Raw genomic sequence first — 24957 nt, 5'->3', positions numbered from 1 at the left:
CCCTCAGAACCGGTCGGCGTTTGCGCGCAGCCGCGCGATGCGGTCGGGCAGCGGCGGGTGTGTCGAGAACAGCCGGTCCATCACGCCGGGGCGCATCGGGTCGGCGATCCACAGGTGCGCCATCGAGGAGTTCTGCGTCTGCATCGGTCGACCGTACGCACCGAGCTTCTCGAGGGCCCGCGCCAGGCCCTCCGGGTGACGGGTCGTCATCGCGCCCGTCGCGTCGGCCAGGTACTCGCGCTGCCGGGACACCGCCGCCTGCACCCCGGCCGCGGCGATCGGGGCCACGATGACGGCGGCGATCCCGGCGATGAGCAGCACCGGGTTGGCGCTGCCACCGTTGTCGGAGTTGCGATTCCGCCCGCCGGACAGACCGCTGAAGATCGAGATGCGGAGCAGGACGTCGGCGATGAGCCCGACGGCCACGACGAGACCGAAGACCATCGTGGACACCCGGATGTCGTAGTTCCGGACGTGTCCGAGCTCGTGCGCCATCACACCCTGCAGCTCCTGGTCGTCCATGAGCTCGAGCAACCCCGTCGTCGCCGCCACCACCGCGTGCTCGGGGTCACGCCCGGTGGCGAAGGCGTTCGGCGAGGGGTCGGGGATGACGAACACCCGGGGCATCGGCATGCCGGTCGCGATGGCGAGGTTCTCGACGGTGCGCCACAGCCGCGGTTCTGAGACGCGGTCGATCTCGACCCCGCCGGCGATCGCGGTGGCCTGCCGCGCCGCCAGGAAGTACTGCAGCACCGCGTACCCGAGCGCGACCACGAGGACGATGAAGCCGATCGAGACGTTGCCGGCGAGGTACCCGCCGAGGAACCCGAGCGCACCGATGATCAGCAGGAACACCAGGACGATGACGACGGTGTTGCGCTTGTTCCGCGCGATGGCGCTGTACACGTCGGCTCCCACGCCGGGGTCAGAACTGGACGCGCGGCGGCTCGGCGATGGCCGCCGGCTCGTTCGTCTCGAAGAACGGTGCCTCGGAGAAGCCGCGGTTCTTCGCGAACGTGGAGTTCGGGAACACCCGGATCTTCGTGTTCAGCTCGCGCACGCCACCGTTGTAGAACCGGCGGGCGGCCTGGATCTTGTCCTCGGTGTCGACGAGTTCGGACTGCAACTGCAGGAAGTTCTGGCTCGACTGCAGCTGCGGGTACCCCTCGGCCACCGCGAACACGCTCTTGAGCGCCTTCTGCATGTGCCCCTCGGCGGTGGACGCCGTGTCGGCGTCACCGGCGGACAGGGTCTCGGCGCGGGCCTTCGTCACGTCGTCGAAGACCGCCTTCTCGTGCGTGGCGTACCCCTTGACCGTGTCCACGATGGTGGGGATGAGGTCGGCGCGGCGCTTCAGTTGCACCGAGATGTCGCTCCAGGCCTCGTCGACCCGGACCTTGAGCGTGACGAGGGAGTTGTACGTCACCCAGAGGTAGATCCCGATGATCACCAGGACGACCACCACCACTCCGACGACGATGAGCGTCGTGACGAGTCCGGTGTCCATGCGGGCGTACTCCTTTGCGCGTCGGGATCCGCGGTGCTGCGTTGGCCTGAACGGCCATCGTGAAGTCTATCGACGCGCTGAGCATGCTCCGTTCCGTGAGCAGTGTTCACGGCCGATTCCCGAGTCACGCACACCGGGCTCCCGGACTGCGGCCCGATACGGAACCTCATCCGCGAGGTGTATTGACCGGAGGCCGCCGATCCCGTGGGATGGGTCCGGTGAACACGAGCGGGGAGAACGTGGACGAGGGGGCTGTCGGGGGCGTCAGCCCTCGTCGTCGTGCCCGCTTCGCCCTGCTCGCAGCGGCGACGACGGTCCTCGTCGCCGCCCTGCTCGGCGCCGCGGCAGCCCCGGCCGTCGCGGTCGACGCGGTCGACGCGGGCGGCCCGTCGCTCGTCGCGGCCGCTGCGGGCGCCCCGGCAGCCCCCGCCGCCGCTCCTCCCACCGCCACGCCCGGAACGAGCGAGATCGCTCCGCCGAGCACCGGCCGTCCGGGCGCTCCGACGCCCGCACCCACCCGACCCGCCGTGCGGCCCACCATCGCCGACCCGGGTGACGTCACGACGGGTACGACACGCTTCCACGGCACCGGCACCCCCGGGCACGCGGTCCGGGTGGCGGGGCCGGGCGCGACGGGTTCGTCCGGGTGCACGACCCGGGTCGACCCGAACGGATCGTGGGCCTGTCTCGGCACCGTCCGCTCCGGTCCGCAACAGGTGTTCACGGTGCGCGACCTCACGGCCGCGCTGCCCGTCGCGAGCGCACCGGCATCGGACGTCATCGTCCCGCCGACCCTCGCGTCCGCCGGGCCCACCGGCGGGACGGTCTCCGGTACGGGGTACCCCGGATCGACGGTGACGCTGTCGGTGTCCGGGTCCTCGGCGCAGCAGACCGCCCGGGTCGGTGCGGACGGCCGGTGGGTCGCCGCCCTGGGGACCCGGGCCGACGGCCGGTTCACCGTCACGGCGTCGCAGACGGCCAGCACGGCCGACGGGTACCGGTCCGACCTGCGGAGCGCGGCCTCCGCTCCCGTGACGGTCACGGTCGACCGCACGGCGCCGGCAGCCCCGCGCATCACGACACCGGACGACGGCCAGCGCATCGGCACCCGCGGGACGACGGTGGCCGGGACCGGTGAACCCGGCGCCCGCGTGACCGTGTACGTCGACCGTGCGCCGGTGTGCGGCGTGGTGGTCGGGTCGGACGCCGCATGGTCGTGCTCCACCACGGGGTCGACGTTGCGCGCCGGCGGGCACCAGCTCACCGCGACGCAGCACGACGTCGCGGGCAACTACTCCCGGTCGTCGGCCGCCGTGCGCGTCACGGTGCGGTCCACCACCACGGCCCCGACCGCAGCACCGACGCCGGGCGCCACGGACACCCCGGGGACACCGGGCACCTCGACGCCGGGGTCCAGCGCGACGGCGGGCACCCCCGGCACGACCGGCCACGGCGGCACCGGCAACAGCACGCACCCCGACGGCCCCGGGGGCGACGGCGACGACGACAGCGCCGCAGTCGGCACCGGCAACGGCAACGGGTCCAGCAACGGCACCGGTACCGGCAGCGCCCCGACCGGCGTCGGCAGCACCGGAGGCCACCCCGACTGGTCCGGCCCCGCGGGCGACTGGACTGCGGCGACCACCTACGACCGCACCGTCCCGACCATCCAGGCGGCGTTCTCGTGGCGGACCGTCCTGGTCGCCACCGCCGTCGCCGCCGGGTTCCTCCTGCTGATCGCCGCGCCGCTCGCCCTCGTGGCCGCAGTCACCCGCGGCCGCCTCCGCTCGCCGTTCGCCGGGCTGCTCGGACGCAACCGCTCGCGGTCGGACCGCGCCCGGGGCGACGACGTCCTGCCGACCTGGGCGTCCATCACCATCGCGGTGTCCGTCGCGGCGCTGTGCACCCTGCTCGGGGTCGGCGTCGAGCTCGAGGCCCGGTACGCCCGTCTGGCGATCGCCGTCCTCGCGGGTACCGGTGTCCTGACCGCCGCCGTCGTGTTCGCCACGCGGTGGGCCGCCGGCAGCGATCACCGCACCGTCGGGTTCCGGGTGTCGCCGTGGCTCGTGCTCGCAGCGCTCGTGGCGTGCGGCGTCACCCGTGCGGCCGACCTCTCCCCCGCCCTCATCGTCGGTGTCGTCCTCGTGCCGTCCGGCCGCCCCGGACTGGGGACCGGCCCGCTCCGCCTCGGCACCGGGATCGCTGCGAGCGCCCGGGGTGCGACCTGGCGGGTGCTGGCCCTGCTCGGACTCGCCGCGGCCGGCTGGGTGCTGCACAGCCTGCTCGCCGGTGGGGGTTTCTGGGTGTCGCTCGGGTCGGAGTTCGCCATCACGCTGTGCGTCGGTGGCCTCGGTGCCGTGGTCGCGACCCTGCTGCCCGTCGCGGGTTCCGCCGGCAGCGCGATGCTCGCCGCCTCCCGCGGTCGGTACGTCGCACTCGCGGTGGTCGCCGTGACGCTGACCACGGCGGTCTACTCGGGGGCGACCGGCACGCACGCCGCACCGGCCCTGCTCGTCGGGAGCGCCGCGGCCTGTGTTGCGGCCGCGATCGCGGCCCTGGTCTGGCTGCGCACCGACCGGCGCGCGGCGCGCGTCTGAGCCGGGCCGGGCCTCCAGAGCGGCGCTCCGCACCGGCCGTGGGACAGAAGACGCACATCAGAGCCGGTTCGCGGAGCGCGGGCTAGTGTGACGAGCGGTGCACGTCACACCGCACGGACGACGCACGCCGCACCGGACCAGCGGTGCAGCAGGACGCGCGATCGGTGCCCGCGCGCAGCACCGACGGTGCGCGCCGCACCGCACGACCGCGGCAGGAGCGATGATGACCGACACCCGATCCGACTACGACGCGACACGCTTCCGCGAGGTGTTCGAGGGCAGCTTCACCTACGCGAACGGCTTCGCCCGCAACACCCACCGCTTCGCCGGCCGACCCGCGCTGCGCGAGCCGGAGACGGACCGCTCGTGGACCTACGCCGAGCTCGGCGACGCCGTCGACCGGATCGCCGGATGGCTCGTCCGGCACGGCGGCGGACGGGGATCGATCGTGATGGTCGAGCTGTTCAACACACCCGAGTTCGCGATGCTCTACCTGGCATGCCACCGCATCGGCGCGGTGTTCTCGCCGACGAACTTCCGGCTCGCCCCGGACGAGGTCGCATTCATCATCGAGGACTCCGCACCCGCCGTCCTGGTGCACGACACCGAGCGGACGAGTGCGATCGCCGCCGCGCTCGGGTCGTCGCCGCACCTGCCGGACCAGGTCGTCCCGGTCGGCGGCGACCACGACCGGTTCGCCGAGCTGCTCGCGTCCGAGCCCCTCTCCCCCGAGGAACTCGCGGCGATCGGCCCGCGCAGCACCTACGACGAGTCGACCCGGCTCTACACCTCGGGCACCACCGGTCGCCCGAAGCCCGTCCCGCTGCCGAGCCTCGTCGAGGTGCTCAGCGCGCACGACGTGGTCATGCACTTCCCGCTCAGCCCGTTCGACAAGACGCTCAACATGTCGCCGCTGTTCCACCGTGGCGGCTTGTTCTCCGGCGGCCCGAACCCGGTGTTCTACGTCGGCGCCGAGCTCACCACGTTGCGCCACTTCGACGCCGACCGCGTACTCGACCTGGTCGAGTCCGAGCACCTGACGTTCCTGATCGGAGCACCACCGAACCTGGTGCAGCTCGCCGATGCACAGGAACGTCGGGCGAGGGACCTGTCGAGCCTCAACGGCATCGTGACGATGGGAGCGCCGCTCGACCGCGCCGCGGCGCTGCGCTACCAGGAGCTGCTCTCGCCCCGCATCTTCAACGGCTACGGCACGACCGAGACCTTCTGGAACACGTTCCTGCGCCCCGAGGACTTCCCGGACGGCGCCGGCTCCACCGGGCGCGCGTCGACCGACGACGACGTCGCCGTCGTCCGCGTCCACGAGGACCGGCTGGCCGACCCGACCGACACGGTGGCGAAGGACGGCACCGACATCGGTGAGTTCGCCGTGCGCACCGTGAAGTCCGGCTACTCGTACCGGAACCCCGGGCTCGAGGCCGAGAAGTTCGCGAACGGTTGGTTCTACCCGGGCGACCTCGCCACGTGGGACGAGCACGAGCGGGTGACGATCGTGGGCCGCAAGGACGACATGATCATCTCCGGTGGCGAGAACGTGCACCCCGTCCAGGTCGAGGCCGTGCTGCAGGAGCACCCCGGGGTCGTCGACTCCGTCGTGGTCGGCGTGCCGGACGCGCAGTGGGGCGAGGTCGTCACGGCGTACGTCGTCCGCGCCGGCGACCGGCTGCCGACCGACGACGCCGAGGCCGCCGCCGTCCTCGAGGAGTGGACCGGCTCCCACCCCGGCCTCGCCCGGTACAAGCGCCCTCGGCGGTACCGCTTCGTCGCGGACGTCCCCTACAACGCCACCGGCAAGAAGGTGCACTACCTTGCGAAGGCAACGGCCGCGGCGGACCAGGCAGCAGGCCGGCTGATCGAGCCGTAGCGGGCCCGGTACCCGGCCGGTGACGGACTGGAGGCCCGTGGCGGCGCCGCCACGGGCCTCCGGGCCGTCAGCTGGTCGCGTCCACCGCGCGCCGGGGCGCGTTGCGGGCGAAGAGGCCGGGCAGGAGCCCGCCGATCTTCGTCCCGATGCACAGGCTGACGAAGGTCGCGAGCGGGGTCGCGAGCGCCTCCGGGTCGAAGGTGGCGACCGCCACCAGCCCGACCGTCCCCGGCACGAGCAGCAGGAACGCCGGGAAGAACGAGACCGTCGCCGGGATCGCCGGCACGAGCCGCTCCAGCAAACGGGTCGCGACGAACAGCAGCGCCGCTGCGGCCCCGGTCGCGACCACGCTGCCCCAGAGCGGCGTGGTCGCGCTCACCACCGCGTACGCGGTGACCATGACCGCCACCGACACGAGCGTCAGGCGCCACCCGGACCGGAACACCAGGCCGAGGCCGACCGCCAACACGACGACGGCGACCCACGACACCCAGTACACGGGGACGGACTCCCAGCCGGCGAGGTCCGTGCCGACCCCCGCGACCTCGCCGACGAGCGCGGCCGACGACGGATCGACGTGCAATCCGGTCAGGGCGCTGCCGGACGCGATGCCGGCGGCCATGAAGCCGAGCATGATGAGCCCCTGCACCAGCCGCGACGACCCGGTGACGATGTCCGCGGCGGTGAGTTCGAGCAACGCGTTGGTGATGAGGGCGCCGGGGACGAACACCGCCACCGGGGCGCAGACCGCGAAGAGCGGGACCTGCTCGAACCCGGTGCCCGCGGCGACGAGGCCGACGATCGCCGTCGACACGAACGCGGCCAGGAACGGGATGATCGCCACGGCTTCGCGGAAGCGCCGGAGGACCAGTCCGATCACGCCGACCAGTCCACCGACGACGAGCGCCAGCACGATCGCCCACCAGGGGCAGCGGAAGACGACGGCCAGGCCGGCGGAGGTCAGGGCGTTGCCGAGGATCCACGGCAGGGCGGGCGGCGGGACGGTGCCGGCGCGGATGGCCCGGACGCGGGCGGGGATCTCGGCGAGGGCGATGGAGCCGCTCTCGAGCCCGAGCACGACGCGGTTGGCGCGGGCGGCCTGGCGGGAGGACAGTTCGACGCCCTCGGCGTTGACGATGGTGGCGGCGCCCGTCGAGACCTCGCTCACCATCACCAGGGCGGGCAGGACCCCGATCGCGAGCGTCGGTCCGACCCCGGCGGCGTCCCGGGCCTTCTCGAGCGCCGACCGGACGTCGGTGACGGAGCTGCCCGCGTCCAGGAGCAGGGCTCCGAGGGTGCCGAGGAGCATGCCGACCGGGACGCTCTCGCCGTCGACGACCTCGACGTGGGCCTCCGGTCGGCGGAGGGCGTTCTGCAGGTTGGCGAGTGCGCTTCCGAGTCCGACCACGATCGTCGATGCTACTGGGCGTGCGGCGTTCGGTACCCCCGGTGGGACTCGAACCCACAACTCGGCGATTGTGAGTCGCGTGTCGGTTCACGAAGTCGGTACCCCCGGTGGGACTCGAACCCACAACTCGGCGATTTTAAGTCGCATGCCTCTACCGATTGGGCCACGGGGGCGGGCCGCAACAGCCTACCGATGCACGAAGGCGGCCACCCTTCGCAGGTGACCGCCTTCGTGACGAGTGTTGCTACTTGGCGTCGGCCTCGGCCTTCACCGGCTCGGCGGCGTTGGAGACGTCCTTCGCGGGCTCGCCGTAGACGGGGCCGGCAGCACCGGCGACCTTGCCCTCTTCCGGAGCCGGGGCCGCGGCGGGCGCGGCCGGGGCCTCGGCAGCGGGCTTCGGACGGGACGCGAACGCCTCGAACGCGGCACGCGGGGTCTCGCGGTCGTCGAGCGACACGATGTCGCGGCCCAGGAAGAAGCCACCGACCCAGTCACCGATGACGCGCCACTTGCGCTCCCACGACGGCATGGCCAGGCCGTGGTAGCCGCGGTGCGCGCCCCAGGCCAGGAAGCCCTTCATGGCGAACTTGCCGGACTGGAACACACCGGTGCCCAGGCCGAGGCCCGCGACGGCACCGAGGTTCTCGTGCTTGTAGTCGGTCGTCGCCTCGCCACGGATGGTCGCGACGACGTTCTTCGCCAGCTGCTTGGCCTGGCGCACGGCGTGCTGTGCGTTCGGCACGCAGAACCCGCCGACACCGCCACCGGTCAGGTCCGGCACGGCTGCGACGTCGCCGCAGGCCCATGCGTCGGCGATCACGCCGTTGTCGTCGACCACGCGCAGGTCGGGCTGCACGCGGATGCGGCCACGCTGCTCGAGCGGGAAGTCGGTGCCCTTGACCATCGGGTTCGCCATGACACCGGCGGTCCAGATGATGAGGTCGGACGGGATGGTCTCGATCGCGCCGTCGCTCGTCTTGAACTCGCAGACGCCACCCACGGCCGAGGCCAGCTGGGTCTCGAGGTGCACGGTCGCGCCCCGCTCGGCGAGGTTCTTGAGCACCCAGTGCGACGTCTCGAGCGAGACCTCGGGCATGATGCGGCCCATCGCCTCGACCAGGTGGAAGTGCGTGTCGTCGAAGGACAGCTGCGGGTGGCTCTTCAGCAGGTCGGTGACGAAGGAGCGGAGCTCGGCGAACACCTCGATGCCGGCGAAGCCGCCACCGACGACGACGACGGTGAGCAGGCGGTCGCGCTCGGGACCGGCCGGCAGGTTCGCCGCCTTGTGGAAGTTGCTGAGGATGCGGTCACGGATCGACGCGGCTTCCTCGATGGTCTTCAGACCGATGGCCTCGTCCGCGACGCCCGGGATCGGGAACGTGCGGGACACCGCGCCGGCGGTCATCACGATCTGGTCGTAGGACTCCTCCCACGCCTCGCCCTCGGTCGGGGTGATCGTCGCCGTCTTGGTGGCGTGGTCGACCTTGGTGACCTTCGCCGTGACGACGCGGGTCTTCTTGAGGTGACGACGGTGCGCGACGACCGCGTGACGCGGCTCGATGGAACCGGCGGCGACCTCGGGCAGGAACGGCTGGTACGTCATGTACGGCAGCGGGTCCACCATGACGACCTCGGCTTCGCCCTGGCGAAGGTGCTTCTCGAGCTTCCATGCGGTGTAGAAACCGGCGTAACCGCCGCCGACGACGAGGATCTTGGGCACGGGGGATGATCTCCTTGGATGGGGGTGTGCGGGAGTCGAGTCAGACTTCGCCGCCACCCGCCCCGACTCCAGCGTCTGCACCGTCATCATACGCCCGGCACTCACACCGGGAGGGCGACCAGTCCGCGCGCTCGAGCGCGAGGTCGCCGATGGGGTTGACGCCGGGTCCGGCGGCGAGGGCGTGGCCGACGAGGGCGTGCAGGCACTTCACGCGGGTGGGCATGCCACCGGCGCTGATGCCGTCGATCTCGTCGACGTGTTCGATCGACTCGCGATCGGCCAGGTAGGACTCGTGGGCCGTGCGGTACTGCGCGGCGACTTCGGGGTCCTCGAGCAGGGCTGCCAGCTCGGGCATCACCTGGTTGGCCTCGAGGGTGCTGACCGCAGCGGTGGCCGCGGGGTGGCACAGGTAGTAGAACGTCGGGAACGGGGTGCCGTTCGACAGCCGGGGCTTCGTGGAGACGACGGTGGGGTTGCCACAGACGCAGCGTGCCGCGATCCCGATGACGTCACGTGCCGGTCGGCCGAGCTGCGCCGACACGACCTGGACGTCGCGGTCGGAGGGCGGGTCGAAGGGAGGGGTCGTCACGGGAACGTGAGCCTACCGGAGAAGCGGAACCCCTCGCACCGTCGGGCCAGACGGCCCCGCGCCCTGCGGTCCGGGACTACTTGCTCTCGCCCGTCCCGGAGACGTCGGGCGCGACGAGGTCGGCTGCCCGCTCGTCGGTGAGCCCGGACTGCAGCACCGACGAGAGCATCGCCTGCACCCAGTCGACCTTGGGCGTCTGCACCTTCGCGCTCACGGGGGTGCCGGAGTCGGTGGTGGGGGTCGTGTCGGCGGCCCCGCCCTCGGTGCCCATCACGAGGTAGCTCTCCTCGCCGGGGTACACGTAGAGCAGTCGGTCGCGGGCCTGTGCCTCGATGTACGCCGGGTCGTCCCAGCGCGCGACGTCCTGCTTCTTCTGCGCGACGTCGGCCTTCTGGCTCGCGACCTCCTGCTGCTGCTGGGCGATCTGCTCCTGCTGCTGGATGAGCGTCCGGAGCGACGGCGCGAGCACCACCACGAAGAGCACGATGATCGCGAGCATGAGCAGGCTGAACCCGGAGAAGTGGATCGAGCGGTACCAGGGCTGCGCGGGCGTGCTGCCGTCGGGCATCGCCACGGGGACGCGGCGGACGCGGGGCTTCTGGCTGGGCACGGTCCGACGATAACCCGGCACGGTCGGTCCGGCCGCCCGGCACGCGGCCGTTCGGCGCCCTCCCAGCGTCTCGCGTCGTCACGTCTCTGCCCATCCGAAGACGCCGTCGTCTCGTCGAGACGCCTCCGGATTCGGCGGCGTCTCACGAACTTCGCGGCGTCAGCCTGACACGACGGCGTCACGCAGACGGCGGGCGGGTCCGGGTCCGATCGAGGCAGCCGGGAGGCACGGCTTCGGCCCGCCCCTGAAGTCCCGCACCTGGAGTGGTCACCACACACCGCCCGACGCACGTCCGGTGGTCGCGTCCTGTCGGTCAGGCCCGGGCCAGCCGACAACTCGTGACCACTCGACGCAGCGCGCGCGGCACGTCCTGACCGCTCGACTCTTCGGGGCCGCACACACGACGAGACGCCGTCCTCGCGGAGGAGGACGGCGTCTCGGTGGTGCGGGTACTGCTGGACGGGCCGGCTACAGCGACGCGGCGCGCGGGAAGGCCGAGCGACCGGCGTACACCGCGGCGTCGCCGAGCTCTTCCTCGATGCGGAGCAGCTGGTTGTACTTCGCGACGCGGTCCGAGCGGGCCGGGGCGCCGGTCTTGATCTGGCCACCGTCGACCGCGACCGCGATGTCCGCGATCGTGGTGTCCTCGGTCTCGCCGGAGCGGTGCGACAGGATCGAGGTCAGGCCGTGACGGTGCGCGAGCGAGACCGCGTCGAGCGTCTCGGTGAGCGTGCCGATCTGGTTGACCTTGACGAGGATCGAGTTCGCGGCCTTCTCGTCGATGCCCCGCTGCAGCCGCTTCGGGTTGGTGACGAACAGGTCGTCGCCGACGATCTGGACCTTGTCGCCGAGCTCGGCGGTCAGGTGCGACCAGCCTTCCCAGTCGTCCTCGGCCAGCGGGTCCTCGATGGTGACGAGGGGGTAGTTCGCGACGAGCTCGGCGAAGTAGGAGGTGAACTCCTGGCTCGAGAGCTGCTTGCCCTCGAACTGGTACTTGCCGTCCGAGAAGAACTCGGTGGACGCGACGTCGAGGCCGACGGCGATGTCCTTGCCGGGCGTGTAGCCGGCCTTCTCGATCGCGGTGAGCAGGAAGTCGAGCGCCGCGCGGTTCGACGCGAGCTCCGGCGCGAAGCCGCCCTCGTCGCCGAGGCCGGTGGCCAGGCCCTGCTTCTTCAGCTCGCCCTTGAGGGCGTGGTAGGTCTCGACGCCCCAGCGGAGTGCCTCGGAGAAGGACTCGGCGCCGTAGGGCACCAGGAAGAATTCCTGGATGTCGACGTTGGTGTCCGCGTGGGCACCACCGTTGACGACGTTCATCAGCGGGACGGGCAGCGTGTGCGCGTTCGGGCCGCCCAGGTAGCGGAAGAGCGGCAGGTCGACCGAGTCGGCTGCGGCACGGGCGACGGCGAGCGAGGCACCGAGGATCGCGTTCGCGCCGAGGCGGGACTTGTTCTCGGTGCCGTCGAGCTCGATGAGCGCGGCGTCGACGAGGCGCTGGTCGGTGGCGTCGAAGCCCTCGAGCGCCGGGCCGATCTCGTCGAGGACGGCGTCGACGGCCTTGAGCACGCCCTTGCCGCCGTAGCGCGAGGCGTCGCCGTCGCGCAGCTCGTACGCCTCGAACGCGCCGGTGGATGCACCGGACGGGACGAGCGCGCGGGACACGACGCCGTCGTCGAGGAGGACCTCGACCTCGACTGTCGGGTTGCCTCGGGAATCGAGGACTTCGCGTGCGCCTACGGCATCGATCAGGGCCACGGGGTACTCCCTACACATTGGTTGTGGTGATTGCGGTGTCGATCCTAGCGAGCGGAGGTGAACACGACGTCGGCCGTGACGCCGGGCTGTGGACCAGTCCGTGCTGGAACGAGGACTGGGTGCTCAGTCGAGCGGGCGGAACTCGACGCCCTCGAGCGACGCGGTGTCCGCCGAGACGGTCGCGAACGCCGTGAAGCCCTGGGCGGCGAGGCCGGCGAGCAGGTTCTTCGTGTTCTTCGTGCGGCGCTCGAGCCGGACGCGTCGGTGGGACGCCAGCGCCTCGGTCTTCAGCGCGGCGAGCCGGACCGGGTCGACGTCCTTGTCGTACACGAGCACGACGGCGTCGGCTTCGGCGGAGTCCGGGAGGGTCACGAGGTCGACGAGCCGCTCGAACCCGAGCGAGAACCCGACCGCGGGGACGTCCTGCCCGAGGAACCGGCCGATCATCCCGTCGTACCGGCCGCCGCCACCGAGGCTGTAGCCGAAGTCGGGGTGCGCGACCTCGAAGATCGTGCCCGTGTAGTAGCCCATGCCCCGCACGAGCGTCGGGTCGAAGCGCAGGTCGACCCCGGGCAGCGCCTCGCGCAGGCGGAGCAGGTCGGCGAAGGCCTCGGCGTCGAGCCACGGCGCCCCCTCGACCGACGCCCAGTCGGCGGCCTCGAGCGCGCGGATGGTGTCCTCGAGCCCGGGCAGGTCGGCGCCCACGGTGCTGCGGAGTTCCGCCGCGACGCCGTCCGCACCGATCTTGTCGAGCTTGTCGATCGTGATGAGCGCGCGGTCGGCGGCGGCCGGCTCGGTGATCCCCCACGACGCGAGGAGCGCCAGCAGGATCCGGCGGTCGTTGATCCGGATCGTCGTGCCGCTGACCCCGAGGGCGTCGAGGGCCGCGGTCGTCGCGCGGATGAGCTCGATCTCGGCGAGCTGCCCGGGCTCCCCCAGGATGTCGATGTCGCACTGCACGAACTGGCGGTAGCGGCCCTTCTGCGGGCGCTCGGCACGCCAGACCGGCGCGATCTGCACGGATCGGAACACCGACGGCAGCTCCGCACGGTGCGAGGCGTAGAACCGGGCCAGCGGGACCGTCAGGTCGAACCGGAGACCGAGGTCGGCGAGGTCCAGCGGTGCTTCGGCTGCCCGCAGGTCCTCCGTGGTGAGCCCGCGCTTCATCACCGCGAACGCCAGCTTCTCGTTGTCGCCGCCGAGCCCGGAGTGCAGCCGCGCAGCGTCCTCCACCACCGGGGTCTCGATCTCGTCGAAACCGTGCCGCGAGTAGACGTCCCGCACGACACCGAGCACGTGCTCGCGCCGGGCCTTGTCCGCCGGGAGGAAGTCACGCATGCCACGGGGTGCCGTCACGGTCGTTGCCATGCGGTCAATTCTGGCAGACGGGCGCTTTCGACTTGCGCGCCTGCCGACCTACTGGCATACTGCATGCAGAACCTCGGTCCAGAGCGTGCCTGATCCACGCTCCGGACCGTTCGCGGGGCGACGTGCTGCAGTGCGTCCCGCGGTTCGAGCGGGCTTCCCTGTCGGCCCCTCTCCCTGGTGGAGCCGACGCCCGCTCACGGGCGTCCTCTCTTTTTCGGGTTGGGAGGGCGCCCGTTCTCCCCTGCCCGGATTCTCCGAGCCCGGACCGACGTCGCGCACCAGGGATCACTCCACGGCCCGACCGGCCTCCTCCAGCGCCGACACGGCGGCCCGCAGACTCGCGACCGGGTCCACCCCGCGTCGTGCCGCAGCCGCGACCTCCCCGAGCACCGCTCGCCCCCACTCAGCGTCGACCGTCCCCACGCCGTCGTCCGCCGCCGGCGCGGCGGACGCACCACGGGCCTCCAGGCCGACGCCGGAACCGACGCCGGAGCCGGACCCGGCCCCGGCCCCGGCCCCGACGACGGACGCGACGACCGCGTCGGCATCCCCACGTTCCTCCAGGCGTTCCAGTAGCTTCACCGCGCGCTCCAGCGGCGGCATCGCCCGCGGCACCCCGTCGAACGCACTCCGTCGGCTCGCCTTCTCGGCCGCCTTGGCCGCACGCCAGACCCGCACGACGTCCTCGACGGTGTCCGCCGTCTCGTCACCGAACACGTGCGGGTGCCGCCTGGTCATCTTGTCCCGCACCCCGGCGGCGACGTCCTCGAGGGTGAACTCCCCCGCGCGGGCGGCGATCCCCGCGTGCAGGACCACCTGGTAGAGCAGGTCGCCGAGTTCCTCGCGGACGTCGTCCGGGTCGCCGTCGTCGATGGCGTCGACGAGTTCGTACGACTCCTCGACGGCGTAGCGCGCGAGCGAGGCGTGGGTCTGCGCCCGGTTCCAGACGCACCCGCCGTCCTCGGCGAGCAGGCGGTCGACGACGGTCACGAGGTCCGGTACGGCGGTCATCTGGTCATCGTGCCACCCGCGTAGACTGGCCGTGGTGTGTCGGGAAGTCTGGTCGACGGACACTCACCCGACCCCTCGAGACGGAGATCCATGTCGTCCCTCGTCCGCTCCCCCCGCTTCAGCGCCATCGCGCTCCTCGCCGCCGCCGTGCTCGGCCTGGTCGTGGCGAACTCGCCGGTCGGCCCCGGCCTCGAACGGCTGCTCGACGCGCACCTGCCGCTCGGTGCCCTCGGCCTCGACCTGTCGATCGCGCACTGGATCAGCGACGGTCTGCTCGCGGTCTTCTTCCTGCTCGTCGCGATCGAGCTGAAGCAGGAACTCGTCGACGGCGAGCTGTCGAACCCCAAGACCGCGATCATCCCCGCCATCGCGGCAGTCGGCGGCGTGCTCGTCCCGGCCGGCATCTTCCTGCTCGTCACCGCGGGCACGCAGTACACGCACGGTTGGCCGATCCCGACGGCGACCGACATCGCGTTCGCGCTCGGGGTGCTCGCCATGTTCGGTCGCGGGCTGCCGAGCGGCATCCGGGTGTTCCTGCTCGCGCTGGCCGTGCTCGACGACCTCATCGCGATCATCATCATCGCCGTGGTGTTCGCCCACGACACCGACTTCCTGGCCCTCGCGGGCGCTGTCGTCACCCTCGCGGCGTTCTGGCTGCTCGGCCGGATGCTCCGTCCGGGGCGCAGCGGGCAGACGCTCATCATCGTGGCGATGGTCGTGGTCGGGCTCCTGACCTGGTGGCTCGTCTACCACTCCGGTGTGCACGCCACGATCGCCGGCGTCGCCTTCGGGCTCGTGCTGCCCCGCCGCCCGGGCCACACCCTGCACGAGAACGTCGAGCCGTGGTCGAACGCCATCGTGCTGCCGGTGTTCGCGTTCGCGTCGGCCGCCGTCATCATCCCCTCGGTCGGCATCAGCGAGCTCTCCCCCACGTTCTGGGCGGTCGTCCTCGCACTGCCGGTCGGCAAGGTGATCGGCATCACGCTGTTCGGCACGATCGCCACGCGGATCTTCCGCTCGCCCGGCCGCTCGTCGCTGTCGTTCTTCTCGATCATCACCGTCGGCGTGCTCGGCGGCATCGGGTTCACGGTGTCGCTGCTGATGAACGAGCTGGCGTTCGCCCGCAACGAGGAGATCCTCGACGAGGGCGTCCTCGCCGTGCTCGTCGGCTCGGGCATCGCCATCGTCGCGTCGGCGGTCGTCGTCACCCTGCGGGCGCGGGCGTACCGCGCGCGCCGCGAGCTGTCCGAGGCCGAGGACACCGAGTAGCGACTCGCGGGCCGGGGTTTGCACTCGTTCCGCGACAGAGCGCGCGTCGTTCGACGCGTGGATCGTCGCGAACGGCGTGCGCGCCGTGGACGGCTACGCGGCCGGCGCCTCGGCCGGGGTCGTCGCCCCGTACACGGCGGTGAGGATGCTCTCCACCCACTGGATGAGGGCGTCGTCCGGCAGCGCCTGGTCGTGCGGACGCGGCATCGGGATGCTCGTCGCGTTCTGCTGCGGGAACCAGCGCGCCCCCGGGAACATGCGCTTGAGCCGCACCTGCGACGAGTCGGCGAGCTCCTTGCCGGCGACCCGCAGGTTCGAGCCCATCACCACGACGTCGGACAGGCCGACCTGCTGCGCCATGCGACGGAGGCGGGAGACCTCGACCAGGGTCTGCACGGCCTGCGGCGGCTGCCCGTAGCGGTCGGTGAGCTCGTCGAGCACCATGTCGATCGCGTTCGGCTGCGCCGTCGGGGCCGAGGCCGCCGAGAGCTTCTGGTACGCCTCGAGCCGGAGTCGCTCGGACTCGACGTAGTCCTCGGGGATGTGCGCGTCGACGGGGATCTCGAGCCGGAGCTCGGTCTGCCCCTCGGCCACGTCGCCACGGAACTGCGACACCGCCTCGCCGATCATCCGCAGGTACAGGTCGAACCCGACCCCCGCGATGTGGCCGGACTGCTCCCCGCCGAGCAGGTTGCCGGCCCCGCGGATCTCGAGGTCCTTCATGGCGACCTGCATGCCCGCGCCGAGCTCGTTGTTCGCGGCGATGGTCTCGAGGCGGTCCTGGGCGGTCTCGGACAGCGGCTTGTCGGAGTCGTAGAGGAAGTACGCGTACCCGCGCTCCCGCCCACGGCCGACTCGACCGCGCAGCTGGTGCAGCTGCGACAGGCCGTACTTGTCCGCCTTGTCGATGATGAGCGTGTTCGCGTTCGCGATGTCCAGGCCCGTCTCGATGATCGTCGTCGAGACGAGGACGTCGAAGCGGCGCTCCCAGAAGTCGACCATGACCTGCTCGAGGGTGGTCTCCGACATCTGCCCGTGGGCCACGGCGATGCGGGCGTCCGGCACGATCTCGGCCAGGTGCGCGGCCACCGACTGGATGTCCTTCACGCGGTTGTGCACGTAGAACACCTGGCCCTCGCGCAGCAGCTCACGGCGGATCGCCGCCGCCACCTGCAGGTCGGACTGCGGCCCGACGAAGGTCAGGATCGGGTGGCGGTCCTCGGGCGGGGTGGCCAGGGTCGACATCTCGCGGATGCCGGTGACCGCCATCTCGAGCGAGCGCGGGATCGGGGTCGCCGACATCGCCAGGACGTCGACGTTCGTCTTGAACTTCTTGAGCTGGTCCTTGTGCTCGACGCCGAACCGCTGTTCCTCGTCGATGATGACGAGTCCGACGTCCTTGAAGGTGATGCCCTGCGACAGGATCCGGTGGGTCGCGATGACGATGTCGACCGTGCCGTCGGCGAGCCCGGCGATGGTCTCCTTCGACTCCTTCTCGGTCTGGAACCGGCTCAGGGCGCGCAGGTGCACGGGGAACCCGGCGAAGCGCTCCTGGAACGTCTCCATGTGCTGGCGGACGAGCAGGGTCGTCGGGACGAGCATGACGACCTGCTTGCCGTCCTGCACGGCCTTGAACGCGGCACGGATCGCGACCTCGGTCTTGCCGTAGCCGACGTCGCCGGAGAGCAGGCGGTCCATCGGGATCGGGCGTTCCATGTCGCGCTTGATCTCGTCGATCGTGGTGAGCTGGTCGGCGGTCTCGGCGAACGGGAACGCCTCTTCCAGCTCGCGCTGCCACGGGGTGTCCGGACCGAACGCATGCCCCTTCGACGCCATGCGCGCCGAGTACAGCTTGACCAGGTCGACGGCGATGTCGCGGACGGCCTTGCGAGCCTTCGACTTGGCGGCGGACCAATCCGAGCCGCCCATCTTCGACAGCGTCGGGGACTCGCCGCCGACGTACCGCGACAGCTGGTCGAGCTGGTCGGTCGGCACGAAGAGCTTGTCACCCGGGTAGTTGCGCTTCGACGGCGCGTACTCGAGCACGAGGTACTCACGCTGCGTCTTGACGGCATTGCGGCCGCCGCTGGAGACCTCGCGGCTGACGAGCTCGACGAACTTGCCGATGCCGTGGGTCGCGTGCACGACGACGTCGCCCGGCTTGAGCTGCAGCGGGTCGACGACGTTCTTGCGCCGGCTCGCGAGCTTCTTGACGGTGCGGGCACCCTGCTGGACGCTGCGGCCGTAGAACTCCGCCTCGCTCAGGACCGCGATGCGGGGGTCGGGGATCGCGAAGCCGTGCTCGACGGTCGCGGTCGTCACGACGGCGACGCCGGGCTCGGGCGGCGCGGTCACGGCATCGGCACGGGCGGCGACCCCGGCGTCGGCGAGCACCTGCACCGCACGCTCGACGAGGCCCTGGCCCTGCGCGGTCACCACGACGGCCCACCCGTCGTCGGTCAGCGACTTGACGTGCGCGATCGCCCCGTCGGCGCTGCCGGCGAAGCTCGGGACGGCCTCGGCCCGGACGCGGATGTACTCGCCGGCCTCGGCAGCGGCCTCGGCGTCGGTGAGGACACGCTCGGTGTCCCCTTCGTCGAGGCCGGAGTCGAACGGCGACACCGTCCACCAGGTGCGCTGCCCGCGGGTGTTCTTGAGCTGCTGCACGGTCAGGAAGTTGCCGGCGTCCAGGTCGATCGGGGCCTGGGCGCCGGCGACCGCTGCGCTCCAGGCCGCCTGCAGGAACTCGGTGTTCGTCTCGGCGAGGCTGTTCGCGCGGCCGTTCACCCGCTCGGGCGAGAACACCGCGATGGTGGCGTCGTCCGGCAGGTAGGAGGTCATCGGCACGAGGTCCTGCACGAGCGCCGGAGCGAGGGACTCCATGCCCTCGACCGGGATGCCCTCGGCGATCTTCGCGAGCATCTGCGACAGGTTCGGGAACTCGTGCAGCATCTCGCGCGCCCGTTGCCGGACGTCGTCGCTGAGCAGGAGTTCGCGCGAGGCGGTGAGCTCGACCGACCCGAGGTCGTCCTCGGTGGTGCGCTGGTCGGCGACGGAGAACGCCTTGATCGCCTCGATCTCGTCGCCGAAGAAGTCGATGCGTGCCGGGTGGTCGGCCGTCGGTGGGAAGACGTCGAGGATGCCACCGCGGACCGCGAACTCACCACGGCGGGTGACGAGGTCGACGCGCGAGTAGGCGAGGTCCACCAGCTGGGACGCGATCGCCGCCAGGTCGTTGCCCCGCGAGTCGGTCCGCAGCACCACGGGCGCCAGGGACGTCAGGTTGCTCGCGATCGGCTGCAACGCGGCGCGGACGCTCGCGACGACGATGGTCTGGCGCCGCTCGGCCGGGTCCGCCGCCTGCCACGCAGCGAGCTTCCGGAGCGTCGCGATGCGCCTGCCGACGGTCTGGGCACTCGGGCTGAGGCGTTCGTGGGGCAGGGTCTCCCACGCCGGGAACTCGAGCACGTCGGCGTCGGGGACGTAGCTGCCGAACGCTTCGCGGACCGCCTCGGCCTCACGCCCGGTCGCCGTGATGACGAGGACGCACTGCGGACCGTTGCGCTCGGCGAGCAGCGCGCCGAGCAGCGGCACGCGCAGGCCGTCCACGACGGAGAAGTCGGCGTCGCGCGGTGCGGCGCGCAGCACGCGATCGAAGGCGGAGGCGCGCGAGAGCGCAGGGATGATGCCCGAGATCGTCACTCAGGAGATGGTACCGGCCGCCACCGACACCGGCCGCGGCGTGCGCGACGGGCGAACAGCGCCGAGTGCTCAGGACGGAGCGTGCACGCGCTGCTGTGCGGCGAGCAGCCCGACCTCGGCGATCGCCTGTACCGCGTCGGCGGCGTCGGCCAGCAGGATCGGCAGCGTCTTCTTCTCGGCTGCGGAGAAGTCACGCAGCACGTAGTCGGCCGGGTCCTGCCGACCGGGCGGACGTCCGATGCCGACCCGGACGCGCATGAACTCGTTCGTGCCGGTGGCCTTGATGATGTCGCGCAGCCCGTTGTGCCCGCCGTGGCCGCCGTTGCCCTTCAGGCGGACGGTGTCGAACGGCAGGTCGAGCTCGTCGTGCACGACGACGAGGTCGGCCGGGGTGGCGCTGTAGAACCCGAGCACCGAGGAGACCGGTCCGCCCGAGGTGTTCATGAACGACCCGGGCTTCGCCAGCACGAGTCGTGTGCCGCCGGGCACCAGGCGCCCCTCGGCGACCTGGTTCGGCGTCTTGTGCTTCTTGAACGTCGCTCCCATGCGGGAGGCGAGTTCGTCGAGGACCATCTGGCCGACGTTGTGGCGGTTGCCGGCGTAGTCGGGCCCGGGGTTCCCGAGCCCGACCACGACGAGGATGTGATCCGTCACAGCGTCGACCAGATGTCTTCGAAGGGGTGTTACTCGGAGTCCGCGGAGCCCTCGGCACCCGACTCGGCGCCGGCCTCGGCCGAGGCCTCGTCCGCGGCGTCGTCGTCAGCGGTGCCACGCGGGGTGACGATCGCGACGACGAGCGCCTCGGGGTCGGTCTCGAGCTCGGCGCCCTCGGGGAGCTCGAGCTGCGAGGCGTGGATCTGCACGCCGTCCTCGAGGCCCTCGACGTTCACGGAGACGTGCTCCGGGATGTCGGTGGCGAGCACGAGCAGCGAGATCGTGTTGAGGTCCTGCACGTGGATGGTGCCGGAGAAGGACTCGCCCTCGATGACGACGGGCACGTCGACCGTGACCTTCTCGCCGCGGCGGAGGACCACGAGGTCGATGTGCTCGATGATCTGGCGCACCGGGTCACGCTGGACGTCCTTGACGAGGGCGAGCTGCGCAGCACCCTCGATGTCGAGGTCGACGACCGCGTTGGCGGTACGGACGAGCAGCATGGTCTCGTGACCGGGCAGCGAGATGTGCATCGGCTCGGTGCCGTGACCGTAGACGACCGCGGGGATCTTGTCGGCCGCGCGGAGCTTGCGAGCAGCGCCCTTGCCGAACTTGGTGCGGACTTCCGCTGCGAGCTTGGTGTAGTCGGCCATGGTGCCTCCTGGTGTCGTGGACGACGCCGGAGTGCCGGCATCGTGGGGGTCTGTGGTGTTGCAACTCGAACGCGTGCACGCGTGAGGAACGATCCCAGGGTCTTGCCGGGTATCCCACCGCGTCGATCACGGCCGCGCGTGCGCAGCCCTCGCCGAAGTCAGTCACCGAGTCTAGCAGCACCGTCCGGGCGTGTCGCACGTCACGATCCGGACGTGCGCCGGGACGGACGGGAGGCCCGTGGCCGTCCCGCCACGGGCCTCCCGTCCGTCGTCCCCACGCGGCGGGCGCGGGGCGCTCCCCCCAGGACCGCTCCCCGCGAACGCCGGGTCAGTCGACGTCCGTCGGTGCCGCCGGGGCGAGCCGCGCGATCACGCGGTCGAGGCGGGCGTCCACCTGCGGCTGCCGCGTCGAGCCCTTCCGGAGCGCGGCCGCGTCGGTCGCGGTGACGTGCAGCAGCCGTTCCCACTCCGCCGCGTACAGCGCGCCGCGGTAGCCGGATGACTCCTGGCACGCGACGTCCCGTTCGGCGACGGCGACCTCGGCCTTCCCCGGATCGTCCGAGAACAGGACGACCCGGTCGCCGTCACGGGCGCTGACGTGCATCGAGGGGGTCGGCATGCCCTCCGGACCCGCCGGCAGGTCCGGCACACCGGACGGCGCCATGCAGGTGCGCCACCCGGCCGCGGCCGTGCGGACCGGGTCGTCCTGGCGTGCGTCCAGCGCCGCCAGGTACGTCAGGCGCTGGGCCAGTTCGGATGCGGTCTGCTCGGTGCCACGGAGCGTGGTGCCGAGGGTCTTCCGGGCTGCGTTCCAGCAGCGGGCGGCCACGTCGTCCGGGAGCGCGGCGAACGCGGCCTGGCGGTCCGGGTCGTACCCCCACTGCCGCATGCCCTCGTGGTTCGCACCGGCGGCGGACGGCCCGTGGTAACCGCGGGTCTCGGCGAGCGCCGCGGTGAGGGGCCGGGTGGTCGCGAGTGCGGGTGAGGGGTTCGCCCGAGCGGCGGTGTCGGCCGCGTCGTCGTCGGCCTGCAGCCCGGTCGCGGTCGCCCAGGGAGCCGGGTCGTCGATGCCGGCCTTCCGCAGGCAGGGCTGGGCCACGAGGTCCTCCGCGTACGCGGTCTTCGACGAGGCCGGTGCGACGAAGGCGTCGAGCGGCATCGCCCACGCCGTGCTGTCCTGTTCGACGGTGGGTGCGACCGCGACGTCGGCGCGTTCGGGCAGGCCGTGGACGACGGCGGCGGCCAGCCCGGCGAGGACGACGACGAGGGTGCCGGTCTTCGCGACGCGGTTCGTGATCTGCATGGTTCCCCCTAGGCGCGGACGAGGCCGCGTTCGTGTGCGGTGATGACGACCTGGATCCGGTTCCGGAGTCCGAGCTTCGTCAGGACGGCGCGGACGTGGGTCTTCACGGTGGCGTCGCTCAGGAAGACCGACTCGGCGATCTCCGCGTTGCTCAGCCCCTTCGCGACGAGCAGGAATACCTCGCGCTCGCGGGCCGTCAGCGCGTCGAGGACCTCGTCGCGTCGGTCGGTCACGGCCGGGGTGCCCTGCGCGCGCAGCAGGTCGAGCGCCTCGGCTTCGGTCGGAGCCGGTCGGCCGGCGTGCACGTCGCGGATGGTCGCGATGACGACCTCGGGCAGGGCGTCCTTCGTCAGGAACGCGGCGGCGCCGGCGCGGAGTGCGGCGAGCACGGCATCGTCGCGGCGGATGGTCGTGAGCGCGACGACCCGTGGCCGGTCCTGGGTCGAGGCGACGAGACGCGTCAGGGTCTCGATGCCGTTCATGACCGGCATCCGCAGGTCGAGCAGCAGTACGTCGGGGTGTTCGGCGGCGCAGAGCTCAAGGGCGGCGGCACCGTCGCCGGCGGCCCCGACACAGGTCATGTCGTCCTGGGCATCGACGAGCATCTGCATCCCGGTGGCGAACAGTCGCTGATCGTCGACGACGGCGACGCGGACGGCGCTCATCGGACGTGCTCCGGCAGGACGGGGTCGTTGTCGGTGTCGGCCGTCGCCGTGGTCGGCACGGCGACGGTCGTCGGCAGCCACGCGGTGACGACCCACTCGTCCGGGGTGTCGCCGACACCGGCACGCAGCCAGCCGCCGGACAGTCGGGCACGCTCCTGCATCCCGGCGACACCGGACCCGACACCGTCGAGCTCGACGAGGGGTTCACTCCCCCGTGACGTCACGACGACGCCCAGCCCCGGACCGCGCCAGTCGAGCGCCACCCGGGCCGTCGCTGTCCGCCCCTGGTGCTTCAGCACGTTCGTCAGGCTCTCCTGCACGATCCGGTGCAGCGCACTGGCACTGCCCGCGGGCAGGAGCCCGGCGCCGTACTCCTCGAACGTCGCGGTCATCCCGAGCTCCCGCATGTCCTCGACCAGGTCGGGGACGTCGGGCAGCCCGTGGCGGTCGGCGTCGTCACTCGCCTGGATGCGTTCCACCAGCGCCCGGACGTCACCCAGTGCCGAGCGGCTCACGTCGGCGATGTCCTGCAGCGCCCGGGCGGCGTGTTCGTCCCGCACGGCGATGGCCGCGGCACCCTGGGCCTGGGACACGACGACCGCCAGTGAGTGGGCGAGCGAGTCGTGCACGTCGCGGGCGATCCGTGCGCGTTCCTGCTCGGCCCGGAGCTCGGTCGTGGTCACCTCGGTGCGGCGTTGCGCCTCGATCACCCGGACCCGGGCGAGGCCGATCCGCCACGCGGCACCGATGGCCACACCGACCGCCCAGGTGACACCGCTGACCCCGACGAACGCGAAGGTGATCGTGACGAGGTCGGACCGGGTCCCGCCGGAGTTCCCCACCCAGCTGCCCCAGACGTCCTGGTCGGCAGCGGTCGGGACCGCCATCGCCCAGGCGGCCGCCGCACTCGCGAGCAGGAGCACGGGGACCGCCAGGTAGCGAAGCAGGTCGGACCGACCGGCGCCGACGACGCCGACGACGATCGCGATCGCCAGGTACTCCGGCCAGGTCGTGTCGGTCGGCCGGGTCAGCAGCCGGGCCGCCTGCAGGAGCGGGATGCCGACGACCAGTCCGAGCGCGGTCGCGGGCATCCACGCGGAGAGGCCGATGGCGACGGCGAGGGCCGACACCACCACGACGTGGTCGGCGAGCCCCGCACGTCCGGCCTCGGCGACGATCCAGAGCACGAGGTACACGGCGCCGGCGGCGGGGGCCAGCAGGTGCCGGTACCGGCGGAGGAGGGAGGTCATGACGCGAGCGTATGGGCCGCGCCGGACGGGGACCGAGCCGTGCGGCAGCTTTTCATCCGAGGTGATGAGGTCCGACCGGACGGCTCAGCGACCGACCTTCCGACGGTGCTCCTGCGCGGCGCGGAGGACGTCTCGCGCCCGGTCGCTCGCCGCCTCGGCCTCGTCGCGGGCTGCCTCGAGCCGGGTGATCTCGGCCTCGGCCTGCTCGAGGGCACGCTGGAGCTCCGCGCGGCGCTCCTCCGCCTGTTCGAGATCGGCCTCGGCGGTGTCGAGTGCTGCGTCGGCGTCGCGGGACTCCGTGCGCGCTGCGGTCTCGGCCTGGCGCGCGGCCTTCCGGTCGGCGGCCGGGTCGCGCTTCGGTTCCGGTTCGGGATCGGGATCGGTATCGGGTTCGGCGTCCGGCTCCGGGGCGTCGCGCTGCGCGGGCCTGGAGGCACGGCTCGCCTTCCGCGCACCCCTCGCCTGGGAGATGGGGATGGGTGGGGCATCGCTGCCGGACCAGGCATCGGGGACCGCGTCCGGATCCGCGAGCGCCCCATCGAGGTCGACCGCGTCGAACCCCACGCTCTCGAGCGCCGTCACGAGCAGCCCCGACCGGACGGCCGCGCCGGCGTGCGGGTCCGCCATCGCCGCCTCGATCGTCGACCGGACCTGCTCGAGCACCGCCGGGGTGACGGGGTGTCCGGCGTCGGACGCCAGGTCCGCACCGGCCTGCGCGAGGGCGTCGACGACCTCGGCGCGCTGCCGACGGAGGGTCCGGATCGCGTCGGGGTCGGCGTCGGCCTGGGCCTTGCGGAGCGCCGGTCCGAGGTCGACGGCGTCGTCGAGGGCGCCGTCGCGGGCGAGCAGGTCGATCACCCAGGCCGCCGGGGCGGGCTTCCGGAGCTTCCCGATCGCCGTGGCGAGGGCACGGTCGTCCTTCCGCACCGCGCGCGCTCGTGCGGTGCGCTCGGCGACGAAGTCCTGCGGCGCGACGAGCAGCAGCTCCCTGGCGACGTCCGCGAACTCCATGTC

19 protein-coding genes and 1 tRNA gene are annotated in these 24957 nt (G+C 72.0%); 3 read left to right on the top strand and 17 right to left on the bottom strand.

Translation table 11 applies throughout. The features are described 5' to 3' along the window. Positions 1–3 precede the first annotated feature (3 nt). Positions 4–906: a M48 family metalloprotease gene (locus tag DEJ35_RS15175; RefSeq protein ID WP_110860711.1), complete on the bottom strand. Its 903-nt coding sequence runs from the start codon at positions 904–906 to the stop codon at positions 4–6. A gap of 19 nt (positions 907–925) precedes the next feature. Continuing rightward, positions 926–1507 carry a LemA family protein gene (locus DEJ35_RS15170; RefSeq protein WP_027464499.1) on the bottom strand — a complete coding sequence of 194 codons (582 nt, stop codon included), beginning with the start codon at positions 1505–1507 and terminating at the stop codon, positions 926–928. Between the two features lie 218 nt (positions 1508–1725). Here DEJ35_RS15170 and DEJ35_RS15165 point away from each other — a divergent pair, with 218 nt between their 5' ends. Both DEJ35_RS15165 and DEJ35_RS15160 read left to right on the top strand, forming a co-directional pair. Next, a complete protein-coding gene (locus DEJ35_RS15165; RefSeq protein ID WP_146244815.1) occupies positions 1726–4104 on the top strand; it encodes an Ig-like domain-containing protein in 2379 nt (792 codons plus the stop codon). A 223-nt stretch (positions 4105–4327) separates the two neighbouring features. Beyond that, a complete protein-coding gene (locus tag DEJ35_RS15160; RefSeq protein WP_111193076.1) occupies positions 4328–5989 on the top strand; it encodes a class I adenylate-forming enzyme family protein in 1662 nt (553 codons plus the stop codon). A gap of 67 nt (positions 5990–6056) precedes the next feature. Here the strand turns inward: DEJ35_RS15160 and DEJ35_RS15155 are convergent, their stop codons facing one another. The 8 genes from DEJ35_RS15155 to DEJ35_RS17390 all read right to left on the bottom strand — a co-directional run bounded on the left by DEJ35_RS15155 (position 6057) and on the right by DEJ35_RS17390 (position 14447). Continuing rightward, on the bottom strand, positions 6057–7397 hold the full coding sequence (locus tag DEJ35_RS15155) for a threonine/serine exporter family protein (RefSeq protein WP_111193072.1): 1341 nt from the start codon (positions 7395–7397) through the stop codon (positions 6057–6059). Positions 7398–7496: 99 nt separating this feature from the next. Next, a tRNA-Leu gene (locus tag DEJ35_RS15150) sits at positions 7497–7570 on the bottom strand. 71 nt (positions 7571–7641) lie between these two features. Next, positions 7642–9117 carry an NAD(P)/FAD-dependent oxidoreductase gene (locus DEJ35_RS15145; RefSeq protein WP_111193071.1) on the bottom strand — a complete coding sequence of 492 codons (1476 nt, stop codon included), beginning with the start codon at positions 9115–9117 and terminating at the stop codon, positions 7642–7644. A 40-nt stretch (positions 9118–9157) separates the two neighbouring features. Further along, positions 9158–9706: a DUF501 domain-containing protein gene (locus DEJ35_RS15140; protein WP_110860719.1), complete on the bottom strand. Its 549-nt coding sequence runs from the start codon at positions 9704–9706 to the stop codon at positions 9158–9160. A 76-nt stretch (positions 9707–9782) separates the two neighbouring features. Next, on the bottom strand, positions 9783–10316 hold the full coding sequence (locus tag DEJ35_RS15135) for a septum formation initiator family protein (RefSeq protein WP_110860721.1): 534 nt from the start codon (positions 10314–10316) through the stop codon (positions 9783–9785). 468 nt (positions 10317–10784) lie between these two features. Further along, positions 10785–12068: a phosphopyruvate hydratase gene (gene eno / locus DEJ35_RS15130; protein WP_027464494.1), complete on the bottom strand. Its 1284-nt coding sequence runs from the start codon at positions 12066–12068 to the stop codon at positions 10785–10787. 123 nt (positions 12069–12191) lie between these two features. Further along, a complete protein-coding gene (hisS, locus tag DEJ35_RS15125; protein ID WP_111090671.1) occupies positions 12192–13436 on the bottom strand; it encodes a histidine--tRNA ligase in 1245 nt (414 codons plus the stop codon). A gap of 285 nt (positions 13437–13721) precedes the next feature. Next, positions 13722–14447, bottom strand: a complete 726-nt coding sequence (locus tag DEJ35_RS17390) for a MazG family protein (RefSeq protein WP_181435601.1) — start codon at positions 14445–14447, stop codon at positions 13722–13724. 90 nt (positions 14448–14537) lie between these two features. Between DEJ35_RS17390 and nhaA the strand changes: the two genes are divergently transcribed. Further along, entirely contained in the window at positions 14538–15716 is a 1179-nt protein-coding gene (nhaA, locus tag DEJ35_RS15115) for a Na+/H+ antiporter NhaA (RefSeq protein WP_110860727.1), read from the top strand. A gap of 93 nt (positions 15717–15809) precedes the next feature. On the opposite strand, the gene mfd is transcribed toward nhaA, so the two are convergent. From mfd to DEJ35_RS15080, 7 genes are all read right to left on the bottom strand, one after another. Then, on the bottom strand, positions 15810–19418 hold the full coding sequence (mfd, locus tag DEJ35_RS15110) for a transcription-repair coupling factor (RefSeq protein WP_111193070.1): 3609 nt from the start codon (positions 19416–19418) through the stop codon (positions 15810–15812). Positions 19419–19487: 69 nt separating this feature from the next. Further along, positions 19488–20072 (bottom strand): aminoacyl-tRNA hydrolase, encoded by a 585-nt coding sequence (gene pth / locus DEJ35_RS15105; protein WP_110860731.1) that lies wholly within the window; start codon positions 20070–20072, stop codon positions 19488–19490. Between the two features lie 29 nt (positions 20073–20101). Next, a complete protein-coding gene (locus DEJ35_RS15100; RefSeq protein WP_110860733.1) occupies positions 20102–20725 on the bottom strand; it encodes a 50S ribosomal protein L25/general stress protein Ctc in 624 nt (207 codons plus the stop codon). A gap of 328 nt (positions 20726–21053) precedes the next feature. Continuing rightward, entirely contained in the window at positions 21054–22028 is a 975-nt protein-coding gene (locus DEJ35_RS15095; protein WP_110860735.1) for a hypothetical protein, read from the bottom strand. Positions 22029–22036: 8 nt separating this feature from the next. Continuing rightward, positions 22037–22693 (bottom strand): response regulator transcription factor, encoded by a 657-nt coding sequence (locus DEJ35_RS15090; protein WP_110860737.1) that lies wholly within the window; start codon positions 22691–22693, stop codon positions 22037–22039. Continuing rightward, entirely contained in the window at positions 22690–23943 is a 1254-nt protein-coding gene (locus DEJ35_RS15085; protein WP_111193069.1) for a sensor histidine kinase, read from the bottom strand. Before DEJ35_RS15085 ends, DEJ35_RS15090 begins: the two co-directional genes overlap by 4 nt. Positions 23944–24027: 84 nt before the next feature. Further along, positions 24028–24954: a hypothetical protein gene (locus DEJ35_RS15080; RefSeq protein WP_110860741.1), complete on the bottom strand. Its 927-nt coding sequence runs from the start codon at positions 24952–24954 to the stop codon at positions 24028–24030. Positions 24955–24957 lie beyond the last annotated feature (3 nt).

The sequence above is a fragment of the Curtobacterium sp. MCPF17_051 genome (assembly GCF_003234595.1).
In the GTDB taxonomy this organism is placed as follows: Bacteria; Actinomycetota; Actinomycetes; order Actinomycetales; family Microbacteriaceae; genus Curtobacterium; species Curtobacterium flaccumfaciens.
The sequence above is the reverse complement of the archived record's forward strand: the minus strand, read 5'-3'. Positions and strand labels throughout refer to the sequence as shown.